This window comes from Pseudoalteromonas rhizosphaerae, assembly GCF_028885455.1.
GTDB lineage: Bacteria > Pseudomonadota > Gammaproteobacteria > Enterobacterales > Alteromonadaceae > Pseudoalteromonas > Pseudoalteromonas rhizosphaerae.
On record NZ_CP118496.1, the window covers coordinates 3,608,395 to 3,632,853 of the forward strand.

The window sequence follows — 24,459 nt, forward strand, 5'->3', positions numbered from 1 at the left end:
CTAACAGTAAAAAACGGGAGTAAAGTCATTTGCTTTACTACCCGTTTATAGCGATTGGAAACACGCAATTATGAATTTTTGGCAAATTAGCGCTATTTTATAGTAATTTGCCTTTTAGGTCTAACCCTATTTCAATAATCAGTAAAAATAAGCCCTATAAGCCAAAAAAGCCACCAAACACCCAAAAAAGTAACTAAACTACTTCAAGTCGAGGACATCTTGCATGTCATAAAGTCCTGCAGGCTTATTTTTCAACCAGCCCGCAGCTCTTACTGCGCCTAATGCAAAGGTCATTCGAGAACTTGCTTTATGAGTTAATTCAAGCCTTTCGCCAGAAGTTGCGAAATATGCGGTATGTTCACCAACTATATCTCCGCCTCGGAGCACCGAATAACCAATTTCATTTTGCGATTTTTCTGTTTCTACTCGGCTGCGATCAAATATCGCAACCTCATCATGCACCCACCCTTTTGCATCGGCAATTGCCTCACCAATGGCAAGTGCAGTGCCTGATGGCGCATCTATTTTATGGCGATGATGCGCTTCAAAAATTTCGATATCTAAATCATCACCAAATTTAGTGGCGGCGGTTTGCACTAAATTCAACAGTAAATTTACGCCTACGCTGTAATTTCGCGCAAACACAATTGGAATCTGCTTGGCAGCCGTTTGTAACGCCAGCATATCGTCGTCATTTAAACCGGTGGTGCCAATCACCATCGGGATATTTTGTGCAACAGCTGTTTTTAAATGCTCACGCATACCCGCTGGGAGCGTAAAATCAATCAGTACGTCGGTATTGTCAACGTTGCGTTCATCACTAAAATTAATTGTCGCAGGTGCTGCGCTATTTAATTGATTAACGGCAATATTTAATAAGGGAGAACTGCTGCGTACATAGGCTGCACTAAGCTCGGTATGATTATTTTTGTGAGCGGCTTCAATTAATGCCAAGCCCATTCTTCCGTTTGCGCCAAATACGCCTATTCGATTCATATTAATAACCTATGCATTTTTTGAGTTGGCTAGATTTTATCTAAAACTCGTGTAATAGTCAGGTAAGCCTTTTAAAAAATAATAATAACAGATACCCATAGACTTTAGCCATCTATACATTTAAACTTCTTTCTTTGCGCCGATTTGGTCTTTGGCTTGCGGGCGCTGTTGAGGTACTTATCATTGTGGTAGGTATGACAACTAAATTCAGCTAAAAGAGGGATGTTTTGGCTGTGTTAGTTGTGCAAGAAGTTATCTAACGAGGAATATGATGCAGCCATCATTTAATAAAACAACAGCAAAACTATCTTTGCTCCCCCTATTAACCTTTGTGGCCTTATTTTTAGGCGCGGGTTTATACCTGCAATCACAAGGGGTCGATTACGCTTTTTATCAGCTCCCTGCCCCTGTTGCTATTTTACCGGCGATTATGCTGGCGTTTATGTTAAATAAAAACACCATTAACCACAGTGTAGAAACCTTTATAAAAGGTGCCGGTCACAACAACATCATTACCATGTGCTTAATTTATTTACTTGCTGGGGCATTTTCTGCCGTCGCAGGTGCAACAGGCGGCGTGGATGCGGTTGTTAACGCCGGTTTATCACTTATTCCACCAGCATTACTTTTACCGGGCTTATTTTTAATTGCAGCGGTAGTTTCTACGGCCATGGGTACTTCAATGGGCACTATCGGGGCGATTGGCCCGATTGCGTATGCGGTCTCTATTAAAACCGGTATTGATCCAGCATTAATGGCCGGTACGATTGTGTCAGGTGCGATGTTTGGCGATAACTTATCAATTATTTCTGATACCACCATTGCTGCAACGCGTACCCAAGGCTGTGAGATGAAAGATAAATTCCGTGAGAATTTAAAAATCGCATTGCCAGCAGCTATCCTCACTATTGGTTTATTATTCTTTTTAACTCCTGCGGCTCAAGCAGTAGAAACCAAAGATTACGATATTCTATTAGTACTACCTTATGCATTTATTTTAGTACTAGCGGTGATGGGCTTTAATGTATTTGTGGTGCTGTTCAGCGGTATTATATTTGCGGCACTGATGGGCTTCACTGGCAGTTATGAAGGTGCCAGCTTTGTAAAAGACATTTATAAGGGCTTTACTGATATGCAAGAAATATTCTTGCTCTCGATGTTTATTGGTGGCTTATCAGAGTTTATTCGCATTAACGGTGGCCTTGATTATATCGCGCAAAAGATTCAAGCCATTACTAAAGTCATTGCAAAATGGCACAGAAAAGTGGCAGATCAACTTGGTATTGCCGCGTTAGTTATGACCAGTAACGTGTGTATAGCGAATAATACCGTGTCGATTATTGTTGCCGGTCCTATCGCCAAAAAACTTGCCGATGATGGTGAGATCAGCGGTAAGCGTTCAGCAAGCTTACTGGATATTTTCGCCTGTGTTACGCAAGGATCTCTCCCTTATGGTGCACAAGCGTTACTACTTGGCGCAACATTTAAAATTAGCCCGTGGCAAGTATCAACCTCATCTTACTACTGCTTTATATTGGCATTTACTGCTATAGCTGTAATTTGCCTACGCCGAAATAAGGCATAAATACTTAAGCAGATGCGCTCACGTTTGGGCGTATCTGCTATACTTTGCACTTTACTCCCCATTAAACATATAGTTATGAATATAAAATCAACATTATCTTTATTCGCCCTTTGTGCAGTTAGTACATCTAGCTTTGCTGCAAATTGGAGCACAACGCAACTACATTTAAACTACGGCGATTTTAAAAACCCATTTACTGAACAAGAAGCAGGTACATCAATCGCTTCACTGCAACACGCCTCTGGCTATGACTATGGTGATAACTTTTTCTTCATAGATTACATTAATGATAATGTTGATGATGGCTATCAAGACCGTGACTTTTATGGCGAATGGTATTCAACTTTTAGCCTTTCTAAAATAACCGGTAATGACTTTTCGTTTGGCGCTATTGCTGACGTTGGATTAACAGCGGGCTTTAACGCCGCAGGTGATGCTAAGGTATTGAAGTATTTACCCGGTGTTAAAGTAAATTGGCAAGCGCCAGGATTTAGTTTTTTATCAACCCTAGTTACGGGCTATATAGATGATAACGAGGGTGTTGCGCGTGGCGGCGCGCCTATTGAAACTAACAGCTGGATGCTAGATGTTGCATGGGGTTACCCGTTTTCGATTGGTTCACAAAAATTTAATATAACTGGCCATGTTGAATATATTGCTGAGCGCGAAAATGAATTTGGTGAAGATGTTAAGGCGTGGATCTTAGCGCAGCCTATCATTACTTGGGACTTGGGTAATGCCATCAGCATGAAAGAAAACACCTTACTACTTGGCCTTGAGTGGCAATATTGGCACAACAAGCTAGGGACCGATACCACTGAGTCGGTACCGCAATTTCATGTTGAGTGGACGTTTTAATAGTTAGCGATAATAATAAAGCGCGATATTAATTGTATTGCGCTTTTTTTACTTACCATGAACACAGATCACGTTAGCTTTATTTCATAAACACCTAAACGCTGCTGTTGCTGATTAGCAAGGAAGATTGATGTCTCTTTTTGATAATATTTAAATTGTGCGCCTGCGCGTTGCACAACCTTTATACTCGCTAAGTTTTCCTCTAAACAACAAAACTCAATCACTTTTGCATGACTATTATTTTTTATATAAGGCACTATTTTAGTAAGCACTTGATTCATGGCTCTTTGCCCGCGTGCAAAATCAGCTAACCAATAACCGCATTCAGCACCCTTACTGTCAGGATCAATGTGTTTAATACCAAATACACCGCTTAAGCGATCCTCTATATATACCGCAAACCACTGAGAACCTGCTTTACCGCTGTGTAGTCGTTCATATATATAACGTTTAGTTGAATTAACATCTATTACGTAATCCACCCAAGGTAAAAATTGACTCAGATTTTCCCGACTATCGGCGATAACTTGGTAAAGTTCAACTGCGTGACTAATATCTAATGGCTTTAAAGTTATTGAATCTGAAATCACCAGTTCCATTTAGTCAGCCTCAACTACTTTTGCTAAACGCATATGTAGCAGCGGAAACGGCTTTCCTTGACCATCTAATTCAGAGCGCCCTATTTGCTCAAACCCTCTACTTAAATAAAAACCATGGGCTTTAGGGTTTTGCTCGTTAACATCAACATGAGTTGCCGCTAAATTATCAATCGCGTAATTAATTAAGAACGTGCCAACCCCCTTCGCAAAGAAAGTCGGCTCAACAAACAGCATTTCAATATTGCCGCCAGCAACGCCAATAAACCCAATTATTTTTCCACTGTTGTCTTTACAACAAAAAAGACTAACAGCATCAAAATAATGTGCCAAAATCAATGGTTTCAGTTCATCTATGTGTTGTTGGGTTAAAAAGTCATGGGTATGAGAAACGCAAGCTTCCCAGATCTCAATTAAAGAGGCGTAATCTTTTTGCTCGGCGGATTTAATAAGCATTGTTAGTTCCTTTGAATATTAAAATAACCATCATCAGTTTTGCAAAAATATTGTAGCGGAGTTGGGCAACAGCTCCGAGGCTAAATCAACAAAAAGCAGCGTAACCGCTGCTTTTATAGTACTTACATTTTAGTCTCTAACTTTGCGTTAAATAAAACGCTTAATAATAAAATCAACTTTGACACGCTTAGCTTGCCCCAGCAGTTTTTTAACCGCTGGCGGGTAATCGTCCATGGTTTCTAAATCTTCGGCACCGTTTAAACGACGACAGTGTTGTAATATCTCGGCTCTTTCATTGTCGATTGCTGGCATGAGACTTTGCTCAGGATCTTCTAATAAAATGCCATTTTCGATATCTAATCCCCAGGCACGAGGATTTAAATTATGACCACTCAATAAATGATATTTACGATCAGCACAAATACCTTTCAAATGAAATGAGTTACTTTCATGCTGCCACAAATACACATTTAAATTACCGTTAATAATATGGCGCTTTTGCGATTTTAAAAATTTATGCAAAATCGTTTCATACAAGTATGGCAAAGCACCTATTTTACTAAATGGTTCACTTGGTGGCAGGTAAAAATCATTCGCCGTTTTATCGCCTACTACGATTGTTACTTGCTTGCCCTGTTTTAGTAAGCGGCGCAAGGAACGCATTAACGGTGCAGGAAAATTAAAGTATGGGGTATACAGCACTAACTCTTGCTCGGTGGCATCAAATAAGGATTTGATCACACGATTAAGCTCGTTATTACGTCGTCCCAGTCCTAAAAATAGTCGCACGCCAAGTGCTTGCTCATTTTGCTCCACACTGTGAGCGTAGTTAGCTTGCTTTAATGAACGCATCAATTGTTTTTGTGCGATTTTAATATCATTAAACTTTGTTAAAGGCCGCACATCAATACGTGGAACGGCTTCAGAACTCAACAATTCATGTTCAATAAAGTCAATCACAGAATCACATAGTGAGGCCTGCTCGACTAAAAAATAGCGATCTAACCGGTAGCGCTCTTGATACTGCAAATACACATTATTTAAACTCGCACCGCTGTAAAGCAGCGTATCATCAATTACAAAACCTTTTAAATGCAGCACCCCAAAAAGTTCTTTTGCTTTTACTGGTACGCCAAAAATTTGTACATTTGATTGATATTTTTCTTGATATTCACAATATAAACTGGCGTTACCATCTGACTTTGCCGCACCAATTAAACCGCGTTGGGCACGATGAAAGTCAACCAACACTTTTACATCTAATGCGGGGTTTGCTAATGAAGCCTGATGTAACGCTGCTAACACTTCACGCCCTGCTTCATCATCTTGCAGATAAAGTGTCGTAATATAAATACGTGTTTTTGCCTGCGCAATCAGTGCTAGTAAATGCGTGCGATATTCTTGTGCATTGGTTAAGACGTTAACGTCTTTTGAAGTCAACCCGTACGCGGGTTTTTCCTGCCAAAATAACATAATTGCCTATTCACTTAGGTCACCCTTAATCAGGGTCACAAATCAAAATTAGTTAAAACATATCAAAAAAACACAGCTTGGTCATGAATTAACGTCGCATGCGGAGTTAATACTGAATTAATAGCTCAGATATCATACAAATCGTACACTTATCATGATTCTAGTACACAATATTTGACAGCTTTGTGATTTAGAAAAAAAAATAATCGCCGCTTTTATTTACTTCCCTCTTGTTTCTCTTAAAATCGAGCGCATTAATACGCTATTAAACGTTTAGGATATAAAAACATGAGTGAAGTAAAACATTGTAAGTTGCTAATTTTAGGATCTGGACCTGCGGGTTACACTGCAGCAGTTTACGCAGCACGCGCAAATTTAAACCCGGTATTGATCACCGGTATGCAACAAGGCGGTCAACTTACAACAACGACTGAAGTTGAAAACTGGCCGGGCGATGCTCACGGTTTAACAGGTCCTGCATTAATGGATCGTATGAAAGAGCATGCCGAGCGTTTTGAAACTGAAATTGTCTTTGATCACATTCACACTGTTGATGTAACTAAGCGCCCTTTCACGCTAACTGGCGACCAAGGTACTTACACGTGTGATGCGCTGATCATTGCAACGGGTGCATCTGCTAAGTACTTGGGCCTAGAGTCTGAAACTAACTTCCAAGGCCGTGGTGTGTCTGCCTGTGCAACCTGTGATGGTTTTTTCTATAAAGGTCAAAAAGTTGCGGTTGTTGGTGGTGGTAATACTGCGGTTGAAGAAGCGCTTTATTTATCGAACATTGCTGATGAAGTACATGTAATTCACCGTCGTGATAGCTTCCGCAGTGAAAAAATCTTAGCCGATCGCCTCGCTGAAAAAGCAGCAAACGGTAACGTAGTCATGCATTATAACCGTACGCTTGATGAAGTACTGGGCGACCAAATGGGTGTTACCGGTGTTCGTATCAAGGATGCAAACTCAGAAGCCACTGAAGAAATTGATTTAGCGGGCGTATTTATTGCAATTGGTCATAAACCAAATACTGATATGTTTGTTGACCAACTTGAAATGAAAGACGGCTACTTAGTGGTTGAGTCAGGCCTAAACGGCAATGCAACACAAACAAGTGTACCAGGTGTTTTTGCTGCAGGTGATGTGTCTGATCATATCTACCGTCAAGCAATCACTTCTGCTGGTACTGGCTGTATGGCAGCACTTGATGCTGAGCGTTTCTTAGATAACCTATAAGTTTACACAACATATAGTAAGGGCTGAATTTTCAGCCCTTTTTTTTGGCCAAAAATTATAAAGGCTCATCCAACACCGAAAAGTACTCATTGCAGCCGCATAAACATTCACAAAAATTATACTGAAAATCAATCGTATTTATACAATTAATGGCTTAGGTGCGATAGGATCTAAGTCCGAGCAATGAATATCGTCAAAGTATAGTAAGTAAAACTAGCTATAATTATAGTTAGGCAGAAAAGCTTTATTCATTTAAGCATTACTAGAGACTGTAAAATCAGTTAAAATGCTTAACTTCATATCAAGTAAAATACCGAGAGTTTTCTATGAGTTTGTATACAAAATATATGGAAGAAATCCAAACCCGTAAAACGGAGCTTGGATTAAACCCACAACCAATCGATAGCGCTGAACTAGTATCAGAAATCATTAATCAAATTAAAGATACTAATAACGAGCACCGTAAAGATTCACTGCATTTCTTTATCTTTAATACATTACCAGGAACAACCAGTGCTGCGGGCGTTAAAGCACAGTTTCTAAAAGAAATTATTTTGGGTGAAGAGCAAGTTGCAGAGATCACTCCAGAATTCGCATTTGAACTGCTTTCACACATGAAAGGCGGCCCGTCAATTGAAATGCTAATTGATTTAGTATTTGCTGATGACGCAACAATCGCAGCACAAGCGGCTGAAGTACTTAAGACTCAAGTATTCTTATACGATGCAGATATGGCGCGCATAAAAGCGGCATACGAAGCAGGCAATGCTATTGCTAAAGAGTTACTAGAGAGTTTCGCACAAGCTGAATTCTTCACAAAATTACCTGACATCGAAGAAAAAATCGATGTAGTAACCTATATTGCCGGTGAAGGCGACATCTCAACTGATTTACTGTCTCCAGGTAACCAAGCCCATTCACGTGCTGACCGTGAATTACACGGTAAATGCATGATCACTGAAGAAGCACAACAAGAAATTGTTGCGCTTCAAAAGAAACACCCTAACGCTAAAGTAATGCTTATTGCTGAAAAAGGCACGATGGGCGTAGGCTCATCACGTATGTCTGGTGTGAATAACGTAGCACTTTGGGCAGGTAAACAAGCAAGCCCATACGTTCCTTTCATCAACATTGCCCCTGTTGTTGCAGGTACTAATGGTATTGCGCCAATCTTCTTAACGACGGTTGATGTAACTGGCGGTATTGGTCTTGACCTTAAAAATTGGGTTAAAAAAGTAGACGCAAACGGCAATACAGTGACTGATGACAATGGTGATGCAGTGCTTGAAGAAGCGTACTCTGTTGCTACCGGTACTGTGTTAACAATCAATACTAAAGAGAAAAAGCTTTATAACGGTGATAAAGAACTTGTTGATATTTCGTCAGCATTCACACCGCAAAAAGTTGAATTCATGAGAGCCGGTGGTTCTTACGCTGTTGTATTCGGTAAAAAACTACAAACGTTTGCTGCTGAAACACTCGGCATTGAAACTCCACTTGTGTATGCACCTTCAAAAGAAATTTCACATGAAGGCCAAGGCTTAACAGCGGTTGAAAAAATCTTTAACCGTAATGCGGTAGGTGTTCTATCTGATACACCACTTCATGCAGGCTCAAACGTTCGCGTTAAAGTGAACATCGTTGGTTCGCAAGATACAACCGGTCCAATGACAGCACAAGAATTAGAAGCGATGGCGGCTTCAACGATTTCACCACTTGTTGATGGTGCTTATCAGTCTGGTTGTCACACTGCATCAGTATGGGATAGCAAAGCACAAGCTAACATTCCTAAACTAATGGCGTTTATGAATAAGTTTGGTTTGATCACTGCACGTGACCCGAAAGGCGTTTACCATGCAATGACTGACGTTATTCACAAAGTATTGAACGACATTACAATTGATGATCGCGCTATCATCATCGGTGGTGACTCGCATACTCGTATGTCTAAAGGCGTTGCCTTTGGTGCCGATTCAGGTACTGTTGCTGTTGCACTTGCAACCGGTGAATCAGCGATGCCGATTCCTGATTCAGTTAAAGTGACGTTTAAAGGCAAAATGGCTAAGCACATGGATTTCCGCGACGTTGTACATGCAACGCAAGCGCAAATGCTTAAGCAATTTGGTGGCGAAAACGTATTCCAAGGTCGTATCATTGAAGTACATATTGGTACCCTAATGGCTGACCAAGCGTTTACTTTCACTGACTGGACTGCAGAAATGAAAGCGAAAGCGTCAATCTGTATTTCAAATGATGAAACGCTAATTAAGTCAATTGAACTTGCTAAATCACGTATCCAAATCATGATCAACAAAGGTATGGATAACGAAGCGCAAACGCTACAAGGTCTAATCGACTTAGCTGACAAACGTATTGCAGGTATTCAATCTGGTGAAGAGCCAGCACTTTCTCCAGACGACAACGCTAAATACCACGCAGAAGTTGTGGTTGATTTGGACCAAATCGTTGAGCCAATGATTGCCGATCCAGACGTGAACAACGATGATGTTTCTAAGCGTTATACTCACGATGTGATCCGCCCTGTTTCTTTTTACAACGACAAACCTGTTGATTTAGGTTTCGTTGGTTCATGTATGGTTCACAAAGGCGATATGAAAATTATTGCTCACATGCTACGTAACCTTGAGAAGAAAAACGGTTCTATCTCATTCAAAGCACCATTAGTTGTTGCGCCACCAACATACAACATTGTTGATGAGCTTAAAGCGGAAGGCGACTGGGATATTCTTGCTAAATACGCTGGTTTTGAATTTGACGATGAAAAACCAAAAACAGCGGCACGTACTAAGTATGAAAATATCCTATACCTAGAACGCCCTGGTTGTAACTTATGTATGGGTAACCAAGAAAAAGCAGAACCTGGTGACACTGTTATCGCAACATCAACTCGTCTGTTCCAAGGCCGTGTAGTAGCCGATACATCGGAGAAAAAAGGTGAGTCACTACTAGGTTCTACGCCGGTTGTAGTACTTTCTACTGTACTTGGTCGTTTCCCGACTATCGAAGAGTATAAGTCTGCGGTTGAAGGCATTGACCTTACCTCGTTTACACCTGTTGAAGAAGCAATGACAACTAAGTTTAACGCTGGACAAGCAGTACCTGTAAAAGTGGTTAGCTAATTCGATTAGTTTACCATTTAATTAAGCGCGTTTTTTAACGCGCTTTTTTTATGTCTAAAATTTACTTAACAGGAATGTAAGCCCTGCTCAACCCTATGGACAACACAATAATTTGTGGTTTGTGATTTTAAAGCAACAGGTTACACTTTACCTTGACCATGCAGTTATTCAATCGGTGTTATGACTAAACAACTCTATCAACTCGCTCAAAGCCACTTTGCTTTTCCTGATCCCAACCATGCATTAGATGATCCCGATGGTTTACTTGCCATTGGTGGATGCTTATCGGTAGCGCGATTAAAAAATGCCTACAGCCAAGGTATTTTTCCGTGGTTTAGTGAGCACGAGCCAATTATGTGGTGGTCGCCTAGTGAGCGGGGTATTGTTGAGCTCGATGAATTTCATATTAGCCGAAGCTTACGCAAGCATCTGAAAAAAAATCCGGTTAAAGTGACTATTAATACCGAATTTACTCAGGTGATTGAAGCCTGTCGCCAACAACGCTTAGAAACAGATGGCACCTGGATCACAAAAAAAATGCTCAACGCTTATAAAGATGCACATAAAGCAGGCTTAGCGCATAGTTTAGAAATCTGGTCAGACGACAAACTTGTTGGTGGCTTGTACGGTATTATGCAGCATGGCGTATTTTGCGGCGAATCAATGTTTCATCATCAAGCTAATTGTTCAAAATTAGCCATGTGGGCATTGGTCAATTGGTTGAAACGTCACCATGCGCATTTTATTGACTGTCAGCTTGAGAATCCTTATTTAGTCACTTTAGGTGAAAAAGTGCTACCGCGCTCAGAATTTTTAACTAAACTAAAACAAGCAGAAGAGTTTATTATTCCAACAACAATGTGGCAACCTCAGGAGCTTATCGCTATTTATGACTGAACACTTACCTGCTCGTTTAGGTTTAAGCCAACAATTTGATTGTAGCTACCTAGCCGATCGCCAAGAGCAATTATTAGTCATTTTGGATCCAAGTTGTTATACCCCGGGCAAATTTGAGCAATTACTGGCCCTCGGTTTTCGCCGTAGTGGTGACCAAATTTACCGACCACACTGCCCTGTTTGCAGCGCATGTAAGTCTGTGCGTGTATTAGCTAAGGCATTTTTACCGACAAAATCACAAAAACGTAAACTTAATAAAGCAAAAAATGCCTTTAGTGTGAAATATTCAGACCAACAACGCCCTGAATACTTTCCGTTATACAGTAAATACATTACCGAGCGTCACCAAGACGGTTCTATGTACCCACCAGAACAAAGTCAGTTCAACAGCTTTATATTTTGTCACTGGTTACCAATTACTTTTATTGAATTATGGGACCAAGAGAAACTGGTTGCAGTGGCGGTAACTGATTGTATGCACAACGCTGTTTCTGCTATTTACACTTTTTTTGATCCTGATTATGAGCACTTCAGTGTGGGCACAATTATGATTTTAGAGCAGCTCAAATTCGCCAAACAATACGATAAAGAATTTGTCTATTTAGGTTATCAAATTGATGAATGTGCAAAAATGCGTTACAAAACCCAATTTTTACCTGCCCAAAATAGGGTTGCAGACCAGTGGCTGGCTATTTAATTTACAAAAATGCCTACTGCGGCTTTACTTATTGGTGTATTTTCGGCAGAATCTGCATCGTTTAACTATTAAAGAGGTGTTACGCTAAACATGGCGAAAGAAGACGTAATCGAAATGCAAGGGACGGTCCTTGATACTTTACCAAATACAATGTTCCGAGTTGAGCTTGAAAATGGTCACGTAGTTGTGGCTCACATTTCAGGTAAAATGCGTAAAAACTATATCCGCATTTTAACCGGCGATAAAGTTACCGTAGAAATGACCCCATACGATTTATCAAAAGGTCGCATCGTATTCCGTGCTCGCTAAGTTAGTGCGTTAACGAAATATCAAGTTTTTAGCTAAGTTGTCTGAGTAACTTAGTTACTTTCTACATTAGCTTGAAGCGTTTATTAAATGTAATTGATAGCTAAACTAACAATTACATTTAATAAACAAAAAGCCCAGCAATTGCTGGGCTTTTTGTTTTCTATTTAACGCTGCAATTATGCAGGTGTTAAATTCGTTTCATAATCAAAACGCAATTTTTTATCTTTGATAGACACTTTCACTGTGCCACCGTCGATAAGTTGCCCAAATAAGATCTCGTTTGCCAGCGGCTTTTTCAGTTGCTCTTGGATCACGCGGCCCATTGGACGTGCGCCCATAGCTTTATCGTAGCCTTTATCTGCCAACCATTCCCGCGCTTTATTAGTAAGCTCAAGATTAACTGACTTTTTATCCAGCTGCGCTTGTAGCTCAACAATAAATTTATCAACAACCAGTAAAGTTACATCACGATCAAGGTGGTTAAACCAAATAATGTTATCTAGGCGGTTTCTAAATTCTGGCGAAAATACTTTATTGATTTCGCTCATCGCATCATGAGAATGATCTTGATCAGTAAAGCCTATTGATTTACGTACTGTTTCTTGTACGCCCGCATTGGTAGTCATCACCACCACAACGTTTCTAAAGTCAGCTTTACGGCCGTTATTATCTGTCAGCGTGCCATGATCCATCACTTGCAGTAAGATATTGTAAATATCTGAGTGAGCTTTCTCAATCTCATCCAGTAATACAACCGAATGTGGATTTTTAATCACAGCCTCAGTTAACAAACCACCTTGTTCAAAACCAACGTAGCCTGGAGGCGCACCAATTAAACGGCTTACCGCGTGGCGCTCAACATACTCAGACATATCAAAACGGATAAACTCAACACCCATACATTTTGCAAGCTGTTTAGTTACCTCCGTTTTACCTACACCCGTTGGTCCTGCAAACAAGAACGAACCGACTGGTTTATCTTCATTTGATAAGCCTGAACGTGATAAGCGAATGGCCGAGGTTAGTGCATCGATTGATTGATCTTGGCCAAATACCAACATCTTCAAGTTACGATCAAGATTTTTAAGAGTCTCTTTATCGCTTGATGACACACTTTGCTGCGGAATACGCGCCATTTTTGCCACGATCAATTCGATATCTGCCACACCAATGGTTTTTTTGCGTTTAGAGATCGGTTGTAATCGTTGGCTAGCACCCGCTTCATCAATAACATCAATGGCTTTATCAGGTAAGTGACGCTCATTAATGTACTTAGCACTGAGCTCTGCCGCCGCTTTTAACGCTTTTTGCGTATAGCGAATGCCATGATGCTCTTCGTAACGTTCTTTTAAACCATTAAGTATTTTAGTGGTATCAGCGACACTTGGTTCAAGTACATCAATTTTCTGAAAACGGCGCACTAACGCACGGTCTTTTTCAAAGATATTTTTATACTCGTTATAGGTAGTTGAGCCCATACAACGTAACTTACCGCTCGAAAGCAGTGGTTTAAGCAGGTTAGATGCGTCCATAACGCCACCAGAGGCTGCGCCGGCACCAATTATGGTATGGATCTCATCAATAAACAAAATAGCGCCAGGTTTCGCCTGAAGCTCTTTTAGTAATGCTTTAAAGCGCTTTTCAAAATCACCGCGGTATTTAGTACCTGCAAGTAATGCCCCCATATCTAACGAGTACACCACAGCATCGGCAATCACTTCGGGTACTTGCTCATGCACTATGCGATACGCTAGACCTTCAGCAATAGCGGTTTTACCTACCCCAGCTTCGCCAACTAATAACGGATTATTCTTTTTACGACGACACAGTACTTGCACCGTGCGTTCTACTTCACTATCACGGCCCACCAATGGGTCGATATTCCCTTCACGGGCGAGTACATTCAAATTAGACGTGAAGTTTTCTAATTTACTTGGCTCTTCGCCTTGAACGGCTTGTACTTCTTCATGGATGTCATCAGCATCTTCACCGCCCATGTCATCGTCTGCTTTAGAGATACCATGAGATATAAAGTTCACAATATCTAGTCGCGAGATATCAGCTTTTTTCAGCAAGTAAACCGCTTGGCTTTCTTGTTCTGAAAAAATGGCAACCAGCACATTGACGCCTGTTACTTCGTTTTTACCCGATGATTGCACATGAAATACTGCGCGTTGCAATACCCGCTGAAAACCAAGTGTTGGTTGAGTTTCACGTTCTTCTTCTAAATCAGGAATGACTGGAGTGGTCTCATTAATAAACTCTGATAGCTCAGCTTTTAATGCTGCCATATCAATCCCGCAGGCGTGTAGCGCTTCTCCAGCCGATGGATTATCAAGTAGGGCAAGTAATAGGTGCTCTACAGTCATAAATTCATGGCGACGTGTACGCGCTTCGCGAAACGCCGCGTTTAAAGTTAGTTCTAAATCTTTGTTTAGCATTAGCAACCCCTTACTGAGATAATATTTTTATACCGTTGTGATGGGTATTTTGATCACCCTACCTTGGTATTATTCCTGCTCACAACTACATAGCAGTGGATGCTCGTTATCTCGTGCATAACGGTTAACTTGTTCAACTTTGGTATACGCTACATCTGCGGTATAAACACCGCAAATTGCGCGACCATTTTGATGAACTTGCAGCATCACATCTGTTGCTCTATCGCTATCCATATTAAAAAACGTCGTTAGTACTTCTATCACAAAGTCCATTGGCGTGTAATCATCATTATTTAAAATGACTTTGTATTTTCGCGGTGGTTGCAGTTTTTGCTTCTCACTATCGCGAACCGTATCTAAAACACCTGAATCTTTCATGCCACTCATAATTAAATATAGTCTTGTCTTTGGAACTCAAGCAAACTTGAATAAAAAATAAATTAAATGTTAAAAAAATAGTTTAAAACACTTGACTGATCGGCGAAATAAACTACAGTCAATTGTAGATTGATTAAACCTTAGTCAGTCTATCAAACTATACGGTTTAGAATAACTAAATTAGTCAACTTATAGAAGGATGTAGAAGTATGGCTTGTGGTAAAGTCAAATGGTTCAATAATGCCAAAGGTTTTGGTTTCATCGTAGAAGACGGCTGCGAGAATGATATATTCGCCCATTACTCAACGATTGTAATGGACGGTTATAAAACACTTAAAGCTGGTCAAGATGTAACATTCGAATTGCAGCAAGGCCCTAAAGGCATGCATGCGACTAATATAGCGCCTAACGAAGAGTTAGTGTAGTTGTTTAGACGTTCGACTAAAGCGAGCGACCTGTAAAGATCCTCGCTTAATTCCTCTAAATTTATTTAATCCCAACTAAATTGTACATTCAGATTCAAAGCTGGCATTTTTAATCTATTAGAAATTAAACGTACAGAATGAACAAAAACTGTCCTTCCTCTTGAAATTCTTTTTTAATACCCCCATGTTATATTTGTTATTAGCCCTTTGTTGCCAAGCTTGTTACACTCTTAGGTGCTTAAAAGCAGCCTCAAAAGGCCCTTTAAACACTAATAATTAGGCTAATGGCTAATTTACTTAGTTTATAAATAACATAAAATTAAATACAGTTCGTCAGGTGTGATTATTTAATCAACAGTATTAACACCTAACTGACTGATCATTGTCACGTCGTGCACGCATGATGGCGATGATATTTCTTTGCATTGTTGAATATGGCTCTTACGCCTACTATCTAGGAATGATGATGACATCAAAAATTATCTACACTAAAACAGACGAAGCTCCGGCACTAGCAACATACTCTTTGCTGCCGATCATCCAAGCATACACTAATGCCGCAGGCGTTGAAGTTGAAACACGTGACATCTCTTTAGCGGGTCGTGTTATTGCTAACTTCTCTGAGTATTTAACTGAAGAACAACGTATTGGTGATGCGCTTGCTGAATTAGGCGAGCTGGCTAAAAAACCTGAAGCAAACATCATTAAATTACCAAATATCAGTGCATCAGTTCCACAATTACGTGCTGTTATCAAAGAATTACAAGCAAAAGGTTACGCACTGCCAGACTACCCTGCTGAACCTAAAACAGATGAAGAAAAAACAATTCAAGCAACTTACGACAAAATCAAAGGTAGTGCTGTAAACCCAGTATTACGTGAAGGTAACTCTGATCGTCGTGCTCCTGGCTCTGTAAAAGAATATGCACGTAACAACCCACATTCAATGGGTGCATGGAGCAAAGATTCTGCTTCAAATGTTGCGAGCATGAGCGAAGGCGATTTCTTTGGCTCTGAGCAATCAGTAACGCTTGATACTGCTACTGATGTACGTATTGAGCACGTTGCTGAAAATGGCGACGTATCTGTTCTTAAAGCAAGCACGCCATTACTTGCTGGTGAAGTGATTGACGCATCTTCAATCAGTATTACGAAACTACAAGCTTTCTTAGCGGCTGAAATCGATGCTGCAAAAGAAAAAGGCATTCTGTTTTCATTACATATGAAAGCAACCATGATGAAAGTATCTGATCCAATCATCTTTGGTCATGCGGTAAAAGTATTCTATAAAGACGTTTTTGCTAAGCACGGCGCTTTATTTGCTGAGCTAGGTGTTGATGTTAATAATGGTCTTGGTGATGTTTACGCTAAAATCCAAACATTAGACGATGCTAAACGCGCTGAAATCGAAGCTGATATTGACGCTGTATACGCTACACGCCCTGCAATTGCCATGGTTGATTCTGATCGTGGTATCACTAACTTACACGTACCAAGTGATGTGATTATCGATGCGTCTATGCCTGCTGCAATTCGTTCAAGCGGTCAAATGTGGAACAGTGAAGGTAAATTACAAGATACTAGCTTTGTCATTCCTGATCGTTGTTACTCTGGTGTTTATCAAGCAACAATTGATTTCTGTAAAGAACACGGTGCATTTGATCCAACCACTATGGGTAGCGTTCCTAACGTTGGCCTAATGGCACAAAAAGCTGAAGAATATGGTTCACACGACAAAACCTTTGAAGCACCAGCAAATGGTGTGATCCGTGTTGTTGATAGTGCTGACAACGTATTGCTACAACACACTGTTGAGCAAGGCGATGTATGGCGCATGTGCCAAGTTAAAGATGCACCAATTCAAGATTGGGTAAAATTAGCTGTAAACCGTGCACGCGCTACCGGTAACCCTGCTATTTTCTGGCTTGACGAAAACCGTGCACACGATGCACAGTTAATCAAAAAAGTTAACGCATACTTGCCAGACCACGATACATCTGGCCTTGATATTCAAATACTTGCACCACTTGAAGCAACCTTATTCTCTCTTGCACGCATTAAAGATGGCCTAGATACTATTTCAGTAACAGGTAACGTATTACGTGATTACCTAACTGATTTATTCCCAATTCTTGAGCTTGGTACGAGTGCAAAAATGCTTTCAATCGTACCACTTATGAATGGCGGCGGTTTATTTGAAACTGGCGCGGGTGGTTCAGCACCGAAGCACGTTCAACAATTCGAAAAAGAAAACCACTTACGTTGGGATTCGTTAGGTGAGTTTTTAGCACTTGCGGCATCACTTGAGCACCTAGCTGTCAATACTGGTAACAACAAAGCACAAGTGCTTGCTGATACCCTTGATAAAGCAACAGGTACTTTCCTTGCTGAAAACAAATCACCGTCTCGTAAAGTGAAAGAAATTGATAACCGTGGTTCTCACTTCTTCCTATCTTTATTCTGGGCGCAAGAGCTTGCCAAGCAAAACGATGACAGTGAACTTAAAGCACAGTTCACACAAATCGCCAGTGATTTAGAAACCAACAAAGAACAAATCGTTAACGAACTTAACGATGCACAAGGCCCAGCTGTAAACATCGGTGGTTATTTCCAACCAAATGATGATGCAGCATTTAAAGCAATGCGCCCTAGCACAACATTTAACGATATCTTAGCTAAACTAGTATAAGTATCGATTTAAATTTAAAAGGCGCTCACTGTTAAAGTGAGCGCCTTTTTTGTGGCTTTTAAATAATGTTTTATTTTTCACTGATACAAAAAGCAAAAAGGCCGCAAATGCAGCCTTTAAATTGTTCAAGTTACTAAGCTGAACGTAGTTACTTAGTATATGCGCGAGGCATATCTGAGTCAGTAGTATAACGCTTACGGAGTTTATCTTGGCGTGCTTCAGTTGAAACTTCTTCGCCGTTAATAAACATTTTAGTTACGTGACTAGTAAAATCAAATGGGTCATCGTTCCACATCACTAAGTCAGCAGCTTTACCTACCGCCACACTACCGGCATTAATTCCAAATACATCAGCAACATTCGCTGTTATCGCTTTTAATGCACCCGCTTGTGTCATGCCATAAGAAACCGCATTACCCGCGTCAAAACGCAATTGATAAACATTGTGACTGGCATCGCCTGCGATCGACAACAACACCTTTACGCCTGCTTTTTCGAGTTTGCCTGCATTATCTAAACTCGCATGTAGCGAATCAAAACTGCCTGGCAAGCTCTCCATAGAACTTACAATGACTGGAACATTTGCTTGCGCTAATTGCTCTTTTACAACCACGGCATCTTGTGCGCCTGCAATCACTAAATTAAGTGAAAACTGTTGTTTTACTTTGATTAGCTCAATAATATCTGCGGCGCGAGAAGCCGTTACTAATAGTGGCATTTCACCCGCTAATACTTTATCGAGCACTTTATCTTCAGTGCTTGGTACAGCATCGTCTTTTTTATCTTTTTTGCTGGCTTTTTGTTGATGTGCTGCTAACTTATCAATCAAGTTTTTCAGCGACATTGCGCGCGAGCCTTTGCTTTTCTCACCTAAATTAACTACCAGCGCGACTTGCGTTTGCTTAACACTGTCAAACTCACCGCTTAAATCAACTACGCTGGCAAGGCCTGCAAAAATACTTTCTCCGCCATGTGGGGTGATCACATCACGGGTGATGCCACCTTTACGTGCATACGGGATCAAGCTTGAGTGAGCATTAAATGCTAGGCTTGGATCAAAATCGATCCCCGCTTTATCATCGCCAGCATCGCGAGAGCCAGCAACAGCGCCCACTTCAACTAGACCTAACTGATTCATGCTGCCAATAAAGCCAGCTGTAACAATTTGCCCTTTGGCATCAATAATCGTATCAGCTTCGACTGTTGCAGGATTAATAGCAATAATTTTGCCTTCATCCATGATGATGCTAGCGCCTTGTAAAATACCTTGCTCAGTTGAGGTATGAACAGTGGCGTTGATGATCGCGACTGATTGGGCGTTCACCGCAGTACTTGCTAACAAACCAGCAGCAACTAGCGAGAGTGAAAATGAATGTGTTAATTTTGTCATCCTAGTTACTCCTTATTTTTGACCTAACATAAAATCGCTTTGTGCTTGGAATGTATCATCGTAGCGATCATACACTTTCGCACCATCAACAAATACTTGCTCAGCTTTAGCATAAACACTAAACGGACTTTGATTCCAAATTACCACATCAGCCTGTTTGCCAGCTTCGAGTGAACCGGTTTTATCAGCTATACCTAGCGATTTTGCAGCATTCGAAGTGATCCATTTAATTGCGTGCTGTTCTGAAATATTAAACCCATTATCGTTAGCGCGGTACATTACTTTACCGGCTTCTTGGTTTAAGCGCTGGATTGTGGTGTCAGAATCTGAATGAACAACAGCACAAGAATTTTTAACCGCATCAACAATCGCTACGTTCTCTTGTACCATGTCGTAAGCTTCCATTTTAAAGCCCCACCAATCAGGCCAAAGCGCAGCACATGAGCCGTTATCTGCAAGTAAATCAGCAATTTTGTATGCTTCAATACCGTGATGGAAAGTACCCGCGTGATAACCAAACTCTTTTGAAAGGTCAATCATCATTGCCATTTCTTCTGCTTTGTAACAATGATTGTGGATCATTACTTCGCCTTCTAATACACCACGCAATGTATCGTATTTAATATCACGATGCGGCACCTCTGGATTTTTACCTGCTGCATAATCAGCATCGTATTTATCCCACGCGCGTTTATATTCAGCGGCGCCAATCCAAGCAGTGCGATAGCCAGCCATATTGCCCATTCGTGTTGATGGTAAAACCCCTTTACGCCCGTAAACACGCTTAGGGTTTTCACCACAGGCCATTTTTAAACCATACGGTGCGTCAGGGAACTTCATACCCTGCATCGTGTGCGATGGAACATTTTTTAAAGTAACCCCACGACCACCAAATAAATTAGCTGAGCCGGGTAAAATTTGTAATGCGGTAATACCGCCTTCACGCGCGCGGTTAAAGCCAGGGTCTTGCGGCCAAATTGAATGCTCAACCCACACTTCGGCAGTATTTGGGCTGGTCATTTCATTGCCGTCCTGATGAGATTCAACAGAAGGGCTTGGGTATGCTCCTAAATGTGAATGTACATCAATGAGCCCAGGTGTAACCCATTTACCTTGTGCATCAATAGTCAAATCAGCTTGTGCAGTTAGATCTTTACCGACTTGTTGCACTTTTCCGTCAACAAGTAATACATCGGCTTCTTCTAAACGCTCACCTGTACCTGTTAGTACTGTTGCATTGGTGATAAGCGTCGTGGTTGATTTAAGTACCTTATAGGTACTTGGATATGGATTTTTATTGATTGTTACTTTGTCGTCTTGTGGGCCGTTGTCTTGGCAGCCGGCAATCGCCACACCAAGTGCAACAACCAACAATGAAGGAGCAAATTTTTGCATCATATTAGTCTCTGTTGTTGTTTTTTTGTTACTTTATATAAACACACAACATAAAGCTAAAAAATCAGCTAGAGCTGCATTTATATAAGATGAATGTTATTTCTTAATATAATTGTTATACAGTTGCTCAAGTGCAGCTTCTGTTGTCAAACTTGGATCTTTACTAATAAAGAGCTTAACAGTTCGAGTTACGAAGTCTGAATTTTGTTTATGCAATTTTGAAAAATCCTTAATTAGGCAATCGCCATCTTTAGCGGCAGTCACTTTATCGTGACGATGACGATACTGACTCAAGGCTTTATTAAAATCACCTTGGTAGTCTTCTACTAAAATTTTATAAAAATCACTTTTTTGTACTTTTAATTCGCTAATACAATAATTTAAAGCTTCTTTAAAATCAGTAAAAATGGCGCCTTCAACATCAAACTCAGCCGTTTTTTCTCGCACTGTGACCTTGGCTTCTTCGGTTGCATAACTAAAACCACTAAACGCCAAGCGCTCTGCGGCTTCTTTTCCTAACGCCATACCCGCTTTAATGCTATGTGCAAACTCATCACTCATATCGCTAAGTTCATTCTCATGCCACATATTATAAACCCGCAGTGGTTTAGCATATTTGGCACCGAGTTTGTTTTTTAACTTAGTAAAGCGTTCATCAATCGTCATTAAGCGCTCGTTGTGCAATATTGCATAGCATTCATAGCACGCTGGAATACTAATAAACTCAGCTTCTTCACCTAAATCAATAATGCTTTGTAGCATATGCAATGGCGGGCAATGATCGCGCTCAGTCGCTTCACAGCCACAATAAAAGCAACGGTTAAAATTATGTTGTTCACAGGCGTATGCTTGCTGATAATAACTCGCCAATGTTTTACTCACAGAGTCTCCTAATAGACAGGTATTTTGATAATCAAGACGATCATAACAGGGTTGAAAAATATGTCAGTAATGCTGCACAACAAAGTACAATGACTCTAAAGTAAATAGAATGTAAAACCTATGAAAGCAGATTGAAAAACAACCAAAAACAATAAAAAAAGTGAAAAATAATTTGTTTGAAATATGTCAAAATACATACATTAAATCATTTATTATCAGATGGTTAATTATTATAAAACACATCCACACACAGTGTTACATCTTGTCGATTTTCATTTACAGCTTTATTTAAAAATAAAGCTGATAATTAACTCATCAACAAGCAGACATACCCAAACCACTGGAGAATGATGATGAATACTTTATCAACAACGATTTGTACAACATTACTTTTAAGCTCTGCAGCACTTACTGCAACAAATACTGAGGCTGCACAATTTGTTGCAGCTGATAATAGTCCAAGTACCCAAATATGCATGGCGGTGAGCTCCAATAGGCCTTCGCAACTTTATGCAACGATGAGAGACTTACGTATTAGCAAAACAACCACAACCGATAAACTGCGTTGTAACGACATGAGTATCGCAAAATTTGCGGGAACTTACGGTTTTAATAAAACGGCAAAATATCTAAACCTTGAAACGACAACGGGTACCTCAATTCAAGATTTAGCAAAACTAGACCAACAAACAATTATGGTTGTTGCCGGTTCTAAGTAGTATGGCTAAGCAATATCAAATTTAAGCAGGCGAGTCGTTGGCCTGCTTAAAAACTAATTTATATGATTGCAGCAATCAGGCCAAACAAACCACCGAATACCCCGCCCCATACAACTAACCAGCCTAAATGCTCACGGATCATGGTTTGTATAATATCTTTGACCATTTTTGGTGTCAGCTCGTCTAAACGCTCATCAACTAAGCCAGAAACCGTGTTAAACAACGAATCACTTGCGAGTCCTGATTGCGTTAATTTTTCATTCACCAAGCTTTTAAACTCATCGGTTTCGCTCATATTAAGTAATGAACCACGCATTTTGTCAATAAATGCTTCGCGCATCGGCTCAACCGCGGCACTACCACCAAACATCGCTAACATGCTACCAAATTGGGAGTGCTCAATAACGTCAAGTAAGTTATCAAAAGCAGGATTTAAATCGACTTCATTGATCACTGGCTGTAGGTCGACATTGATATTTTTGTTGCCTAACAATTGAGATATTTTTTGCTCTGAAAAGAACTCGGTTAAAATAAGATTTTTAATCGCCACTTTAAAACCTGCAAACTTCAGCTGGATCACGCCCGAACCATATAACAAAGGTACTTTTTCAAATAACATATGCACTGCGAGTAAATTAGTCACTGCGCCTGAGAGTGCAAATAAGCCGATTGACAGTACAATTGCTTGGTCAAATAGAAAACCCGTCACCACTAAAATCCCGGCAATTACATTGGTAATAAGGCTTTTATTCATCATTCTCTCCACTTGTTTGTTGCATAAAGCTTAGCGCGCGCTTATAAAACATTAATTTTACTCTCAAGAGTTTGTTTATTTAACTACTTTTTGCCATAGTTTAACTATCTGTATAAAAGGTGAACAATGCTATGTGGAATACGGTTAACGAACAGATCAGCCAAGCAATGCATTTTGACTTTAAACACACTATAAAACGCCAACTGCAAAGCCCAAATAACGATAAACTATTTCAACTCAGTGATGGTACACACCAGTATTTTGTTAAAGTAGCTCATCGTAGTGACTTAGAGCGATTTGAAAACGAAGCCCACAATTTACAACTGCTCACTAAAGAGAGCTTATTTATGGTGCCAGATTGTATCACTACAGGTGCTAATATTGAGTTTTCATTTATCGTTTTAGAATGGCTTGAACTTGACCAACAACCTCATACCAACTGGCATATTATGGGTGGCCACCTTGCAAGCCTGCATCTGAAACATCGCCAAGCCATGTTTGGTTTTGATCAGGATAACTTTATTGGCCCAACAACTCAGCCCAATCGCTGGCATAAAAAATGGAATATATTTTTTGCCGAAGAGCGCATTGGCTGGCAGCTCCAATTACTGCATGAAAAAGGCATTGATCTCGTCGACAAAGATTACTTTGTCGCACTGATAAAAGACATGCTACATGGTCATACCGTAAAGCCATCATTGTTGCATGGCGATTTTTGGCGTGGCAACATGGGATTTATTCAATCAGTACCGAGTGTATTTGATCCGAGTTGCTATTATGGTGATCGGGAAGTTGATATTGCCATGAGCGAGCTGTTTGCTCCTTTACCTGACGCTTTTTACATCGCCTATAACAAGCATTACCCACTAACACAGGGCTATGAGCAACGTAAGTTAATTTACCAGCTTTACCCTATTTTAAATCATGCAAATATCTTTGCCGGCCACTATCTTACTGAAGCTAAACAACAAATAGAACTACTACTGAAATAAGGTCGTTTTTATTGTCAAATAGATGTCATAAATGAATAAAGCAGACTATATTTAGATATCGCCTAATGTTGAACAACCCCAGCAATGACAGGCGCTAGCGTTCAATTGTGGGGTGCATAACCATTTATCAGCAGCGATAAATAATTAC

The 24,459-nt window shown here is 40.3% G+C and carries 21 protein-coding genes; 11 read left to right on the forward strand and 10 right to left on the reverse strand.

Annotated features, from left to right (window positions below):
• Positions 1-198: 198 nt before the first annotated feature.
• Entirely contained in the window at positions 199-996 is a 798-nt protein-coding gene (gene dapB, locus PVK79_RS15510; RefSeq protein ID WP_182734300.1) for a 4-hydroxy-tetrahydrodipicolinate reductase, read from the reverse strand.
• A gap of 271 nt (positions 997-1,267) precedes the next feature.
• Here dapB and PVK79_RS15515 point away from each other — a divergent pair, with 271 nt between their 5' ends.
• Positions 1,268-2,581 carry a Na+/H+ antiporter NhaC family protein gene (locus PVK79_RS15515; RefSeq protein WP_145233394.1) on the forward strand — a complete coding sequence of 438 codons (1,314 nt, stop codon included), beginning with the start codon at positions 1,268-1,270 and terminating at the stop codon, positions 2,579-2,581.
• A gap of 75 nt (positions 2,582-2,656) precedes the next feature.
• Complete coding sequence (locus tag PVK79_RS15520) at positions 2,657-3,439, forward strand: nucleoside-binding protein (protein WP_274803911.1); 783 nt, start codon at positions 2,657-2,659, stop codon at positions 3,437-3,439.
• 68 nt (positions 3,440-3,507) lie between these two features.
• Here the strand turns inward: PVK79_RS15520 and PVK79_RS15525 are convergent, their stop codons facing one another.
• The 3 genes from PVK79_RS15525 to pssA all read right to left on the reverse strand — a co-directional run bounded on the left by PVK79_RS15525 (position 3,508) and on the right by pssA (position 5,964).
• The gene (locus tag PVK79_RS15525) at positions 3,508-4,038 is read right to left on the reverse strand and encodes a GNAT family N-acetyltransferase (protein ID WP_182734301.1); all 531 of its coding nucleotides are present in this window, start codon (positions 4,036-4,038) and stop codon (positions 3,508-3,510) included.
• Complete coding sequence (locus PVK79_RS15530) at positions 4,039-4,491, reverse strand: GNAT family N-acetyltransferase (RefSeq protein WP_149982340.1); 453 nt, start codon at positions 4,489-4,491, stop codon at positions 4,039-4,041.
• 147 nt (positions 4,492-4,638) lie between these two features.
• Positions 4,639-5,964 (reverse strand): CDP-diacylglycerol--serine O-phosphatidyltransferase, encoded by a 1,326-nt coding sequence (gene pssA / locus PVK79_RS15535; protein WP_149982341.1) that lies wholly within the window; start codon positions 5,962-5,964, stop codon positions 4,639-4,641.
• A 288-nt stretch (positions 5,965-6,252) separates the two neighbouring features.
• On the opposite strand from pssA, the gene trxB reads away from it, so the two are divergent.
• The 5 genes from trxB (at position 6,253) to infA (ending at position 12,246) form a co-directional block, all read left to right on the forward strand.
• The gene (trxB, locus tag PVK79_RS15540; RefSeq protein ID WP_257326131.1) at positions 6,253-7,203 is read left to right on the forward strand and encodes a thioredoxin-disulfide reductase; all 951 of its coding nucleotides are present in this window, start codon (positions 6,253-6,255) and stop codon (positions 7,201-7,203) included.
• Positions 7,204-7,529: 326 nt separating this feature from the next.
• Positions 7,530-10,343, forward strand: a complete 2,814-nt coding sequence (locus PVK79_RS15545; RefSeq protein ID WP_138562380.1) for a bifunctional aconitate hydratase 2/2-methylisocitrate dehydratase — start codon at positions 7,530-7,532, stop codon at positions 10,341-10,343.
• 180 nt (positions 10,344-10,523) lie between these two features.
• Positions 10,524-11,240 carry a leucyl/phenylalanyl-tRNA--protein transferase gene (gene aat / locus PVK79_RS15550; protein WP_257326132.1) on the forward strand — a complete coding sequence of 239 codons (717 nt, stop codon included), beginning with the start codon at positions 10,524-10,526 and terminating at the stop codon, positions 11,238-11,240.
• Complete coding sequence (locus PVK79_RS15555) at positions 11,233-11,937, forward strand: arginyltransferase (protein ID WP_145233075.1); 705 nt, start codon at positions 11,233-11,235, stop codon at positions 11,935-11,937. The genes aat and PVK79_RS15555 overlap by 8 nt, the downstream gene beginning before the upstream one ends.
• Positions 11,938-12,027: 90 nt before the next feature.
• Positions 12,028-12,246 carry a translation initiation factor IF-1 gene (infA, locus tag PVK79_RS15560; RefSeq protein ID WP_002962494.1) on the forward strand — a complete coding sequence of 73 codons (219 nt, stop codon included), beginning with the start codon at positions 12,028-12,030 and terminating at the stop codon, positions 12,244-12,246.
• A 176-nt stretch (positions 12,247-12,422) separates the two neighbouring features.
• On the opposite strand, the gene clpA is transcribed toward infA, so the two are convergent.
• Both clpA and clpS read right to left on the reverse strand, forming a co-directional pair.
• On the reverse strand, positions 12,423-14,687 hold the full coding sequence (gene clpA / locus PVK79_RS15565) for an ATP-dependent Clp protease ATP-binding subunit ClpA (RefSeq protein ID WP_145233074.1): 2,265 nt from the start codon (positions 14,685-14,687) through the stop codon (positions 12,423-12,425).
• Between the two features lie 69 nt (positions 14,688-14,756).
• Positions 14,757-15,065: an ATP-dependent Clp protease adapter ClpS gene (gene clpS, locus PVK79_RS15570; protein WP_179959204.1), complete on the reverse strand. Its 309-nt coding sequence runs from the start codon at positions 15,063-15,065 to the stop codon at positions 14,757-14,759.
• Positions 15,066-15,274: 209 nt separating this feature from the next.
• On the opposite strand from clpS, the gene cspD reads away from it, so the two are divergent.
• Both cspD and PVK79_RS15580 read left to right on the forward strand, forming a co-directional pair.
• Entirely contained in the window at positions 15,275-15,490 is a 216-nt protein-coding gene (gene cspD, locus PVK79_RS15575; RefSeq protein WP_054204685.1) for a cold shock domain-containing protein CspD, read from the forward strand.
• A gap of 466 nt (positions 15,491-15,956) precedes the next feature.
• Positions 15,957-18,179: an NADP-dependent isocitrate dehydrogenase gene (locus tag PVK79_RS15580; RefSeq protein WP_257326380.1), complete on the forward strand. Its 2,223-nt coding sequence runs from the start codon at positions 15,957-15,959 to the stop codon at positions 18,177-18,179.
• 148 nt (positions 18,180-18,327) lie between these two features.
• On the opposite strand, the gene PVK79_RS15585 is transcribed toward PVK79_RS15580, so the two are convergent.
• The 3 genes from PVK79_RS15585 to PVK79_RS15595 form a co-directional block, all read right to left on the reverse strand.
• Positions 18,328-19,569: an amidohydrolase family protein gene (locus tag PVK79_RS15585; RefSeq protein WP_145233072.1), complete on the reverse strand. Its 1,242-nt coding sequence runs from the start codon at positions 19,567-19,569 to the stop codon at positions 18,328-18,330.
• 12 nt (positions 19,570-19,581) lie between these two features.
• Complete coding sequence (locus tag PVK79_RS15590; protein WP_145233390.1) at positions 19,582-20,964, reverse strand: amidohydrolase; 1,383 nt, start codon at positions 20,962-20,964, stop codon at positions 19,582-19,584.
• Positions 20,965-21,060: 96 nt separating this feature from the next.
• On the reverse strand, positions 21,061-21,846 hold the full coding sequence (locus PVK79_RS15595; RefSeq protein WP_257326133.1) for a hypothetical protein: 786 nt from the start codon (positions 21,844-21,846) through the stop codon (positions 21,061-21,063).
• A gap of 353 nt (positions 21,847-22,199) precedes the next feature.
• Here PVK79_RS15595 and PVK79_RS15600 point away from each other — a divergent pair, with 353 nt between their 5' ends.
• Positions 22,200-22,565: a DUF3718 domain-containing protein gene (locus tag PVK79_RS15600; RefSeq protein ID WP_145233070.1), complete on the forward strand. Its 366-nt coding sequence runs from the start codon at positions 22,200-22,202 to the stop codon at positions 22,563-22,565.
• Positions 22,566-22,623: 58 nt separating this feature from the next.
• On the opposite strand, the gene PVK79_RS15605 is transcribed toward PVK79_RS15600, so the two are convergent.
• The gene (locus PVK79_RS15605; RefSeq protein ID WP_182734304.1) at positions 22,624-23,319 is read right to left on the reverse strand and encodes a DUF445 domain-containing protein; all 696 of its coding nucleotides are present in this window, start codon (positions 23,317-23,319) and stop codon (positions 22,624-22,626) included.
• Positions 23,320-23,450: 131 nt separating this feature from the next.
• On the opposite strand from PVK79_RS15605, the gene PVK79_RS15610 reads away from it, so the two are divergent.
• Positions 23,451-24,311, forward strand: a complete 861-nt coding sequence (locus PVK79_RS15610) for a fructosamine kinase family protein (protein WP_182717354.1) — start codon at positions 23,451-23,453, stop codon at positions 24,309-24,311.
• Positions 24,312-24,459: the final 148 nt, after the last annotated feature.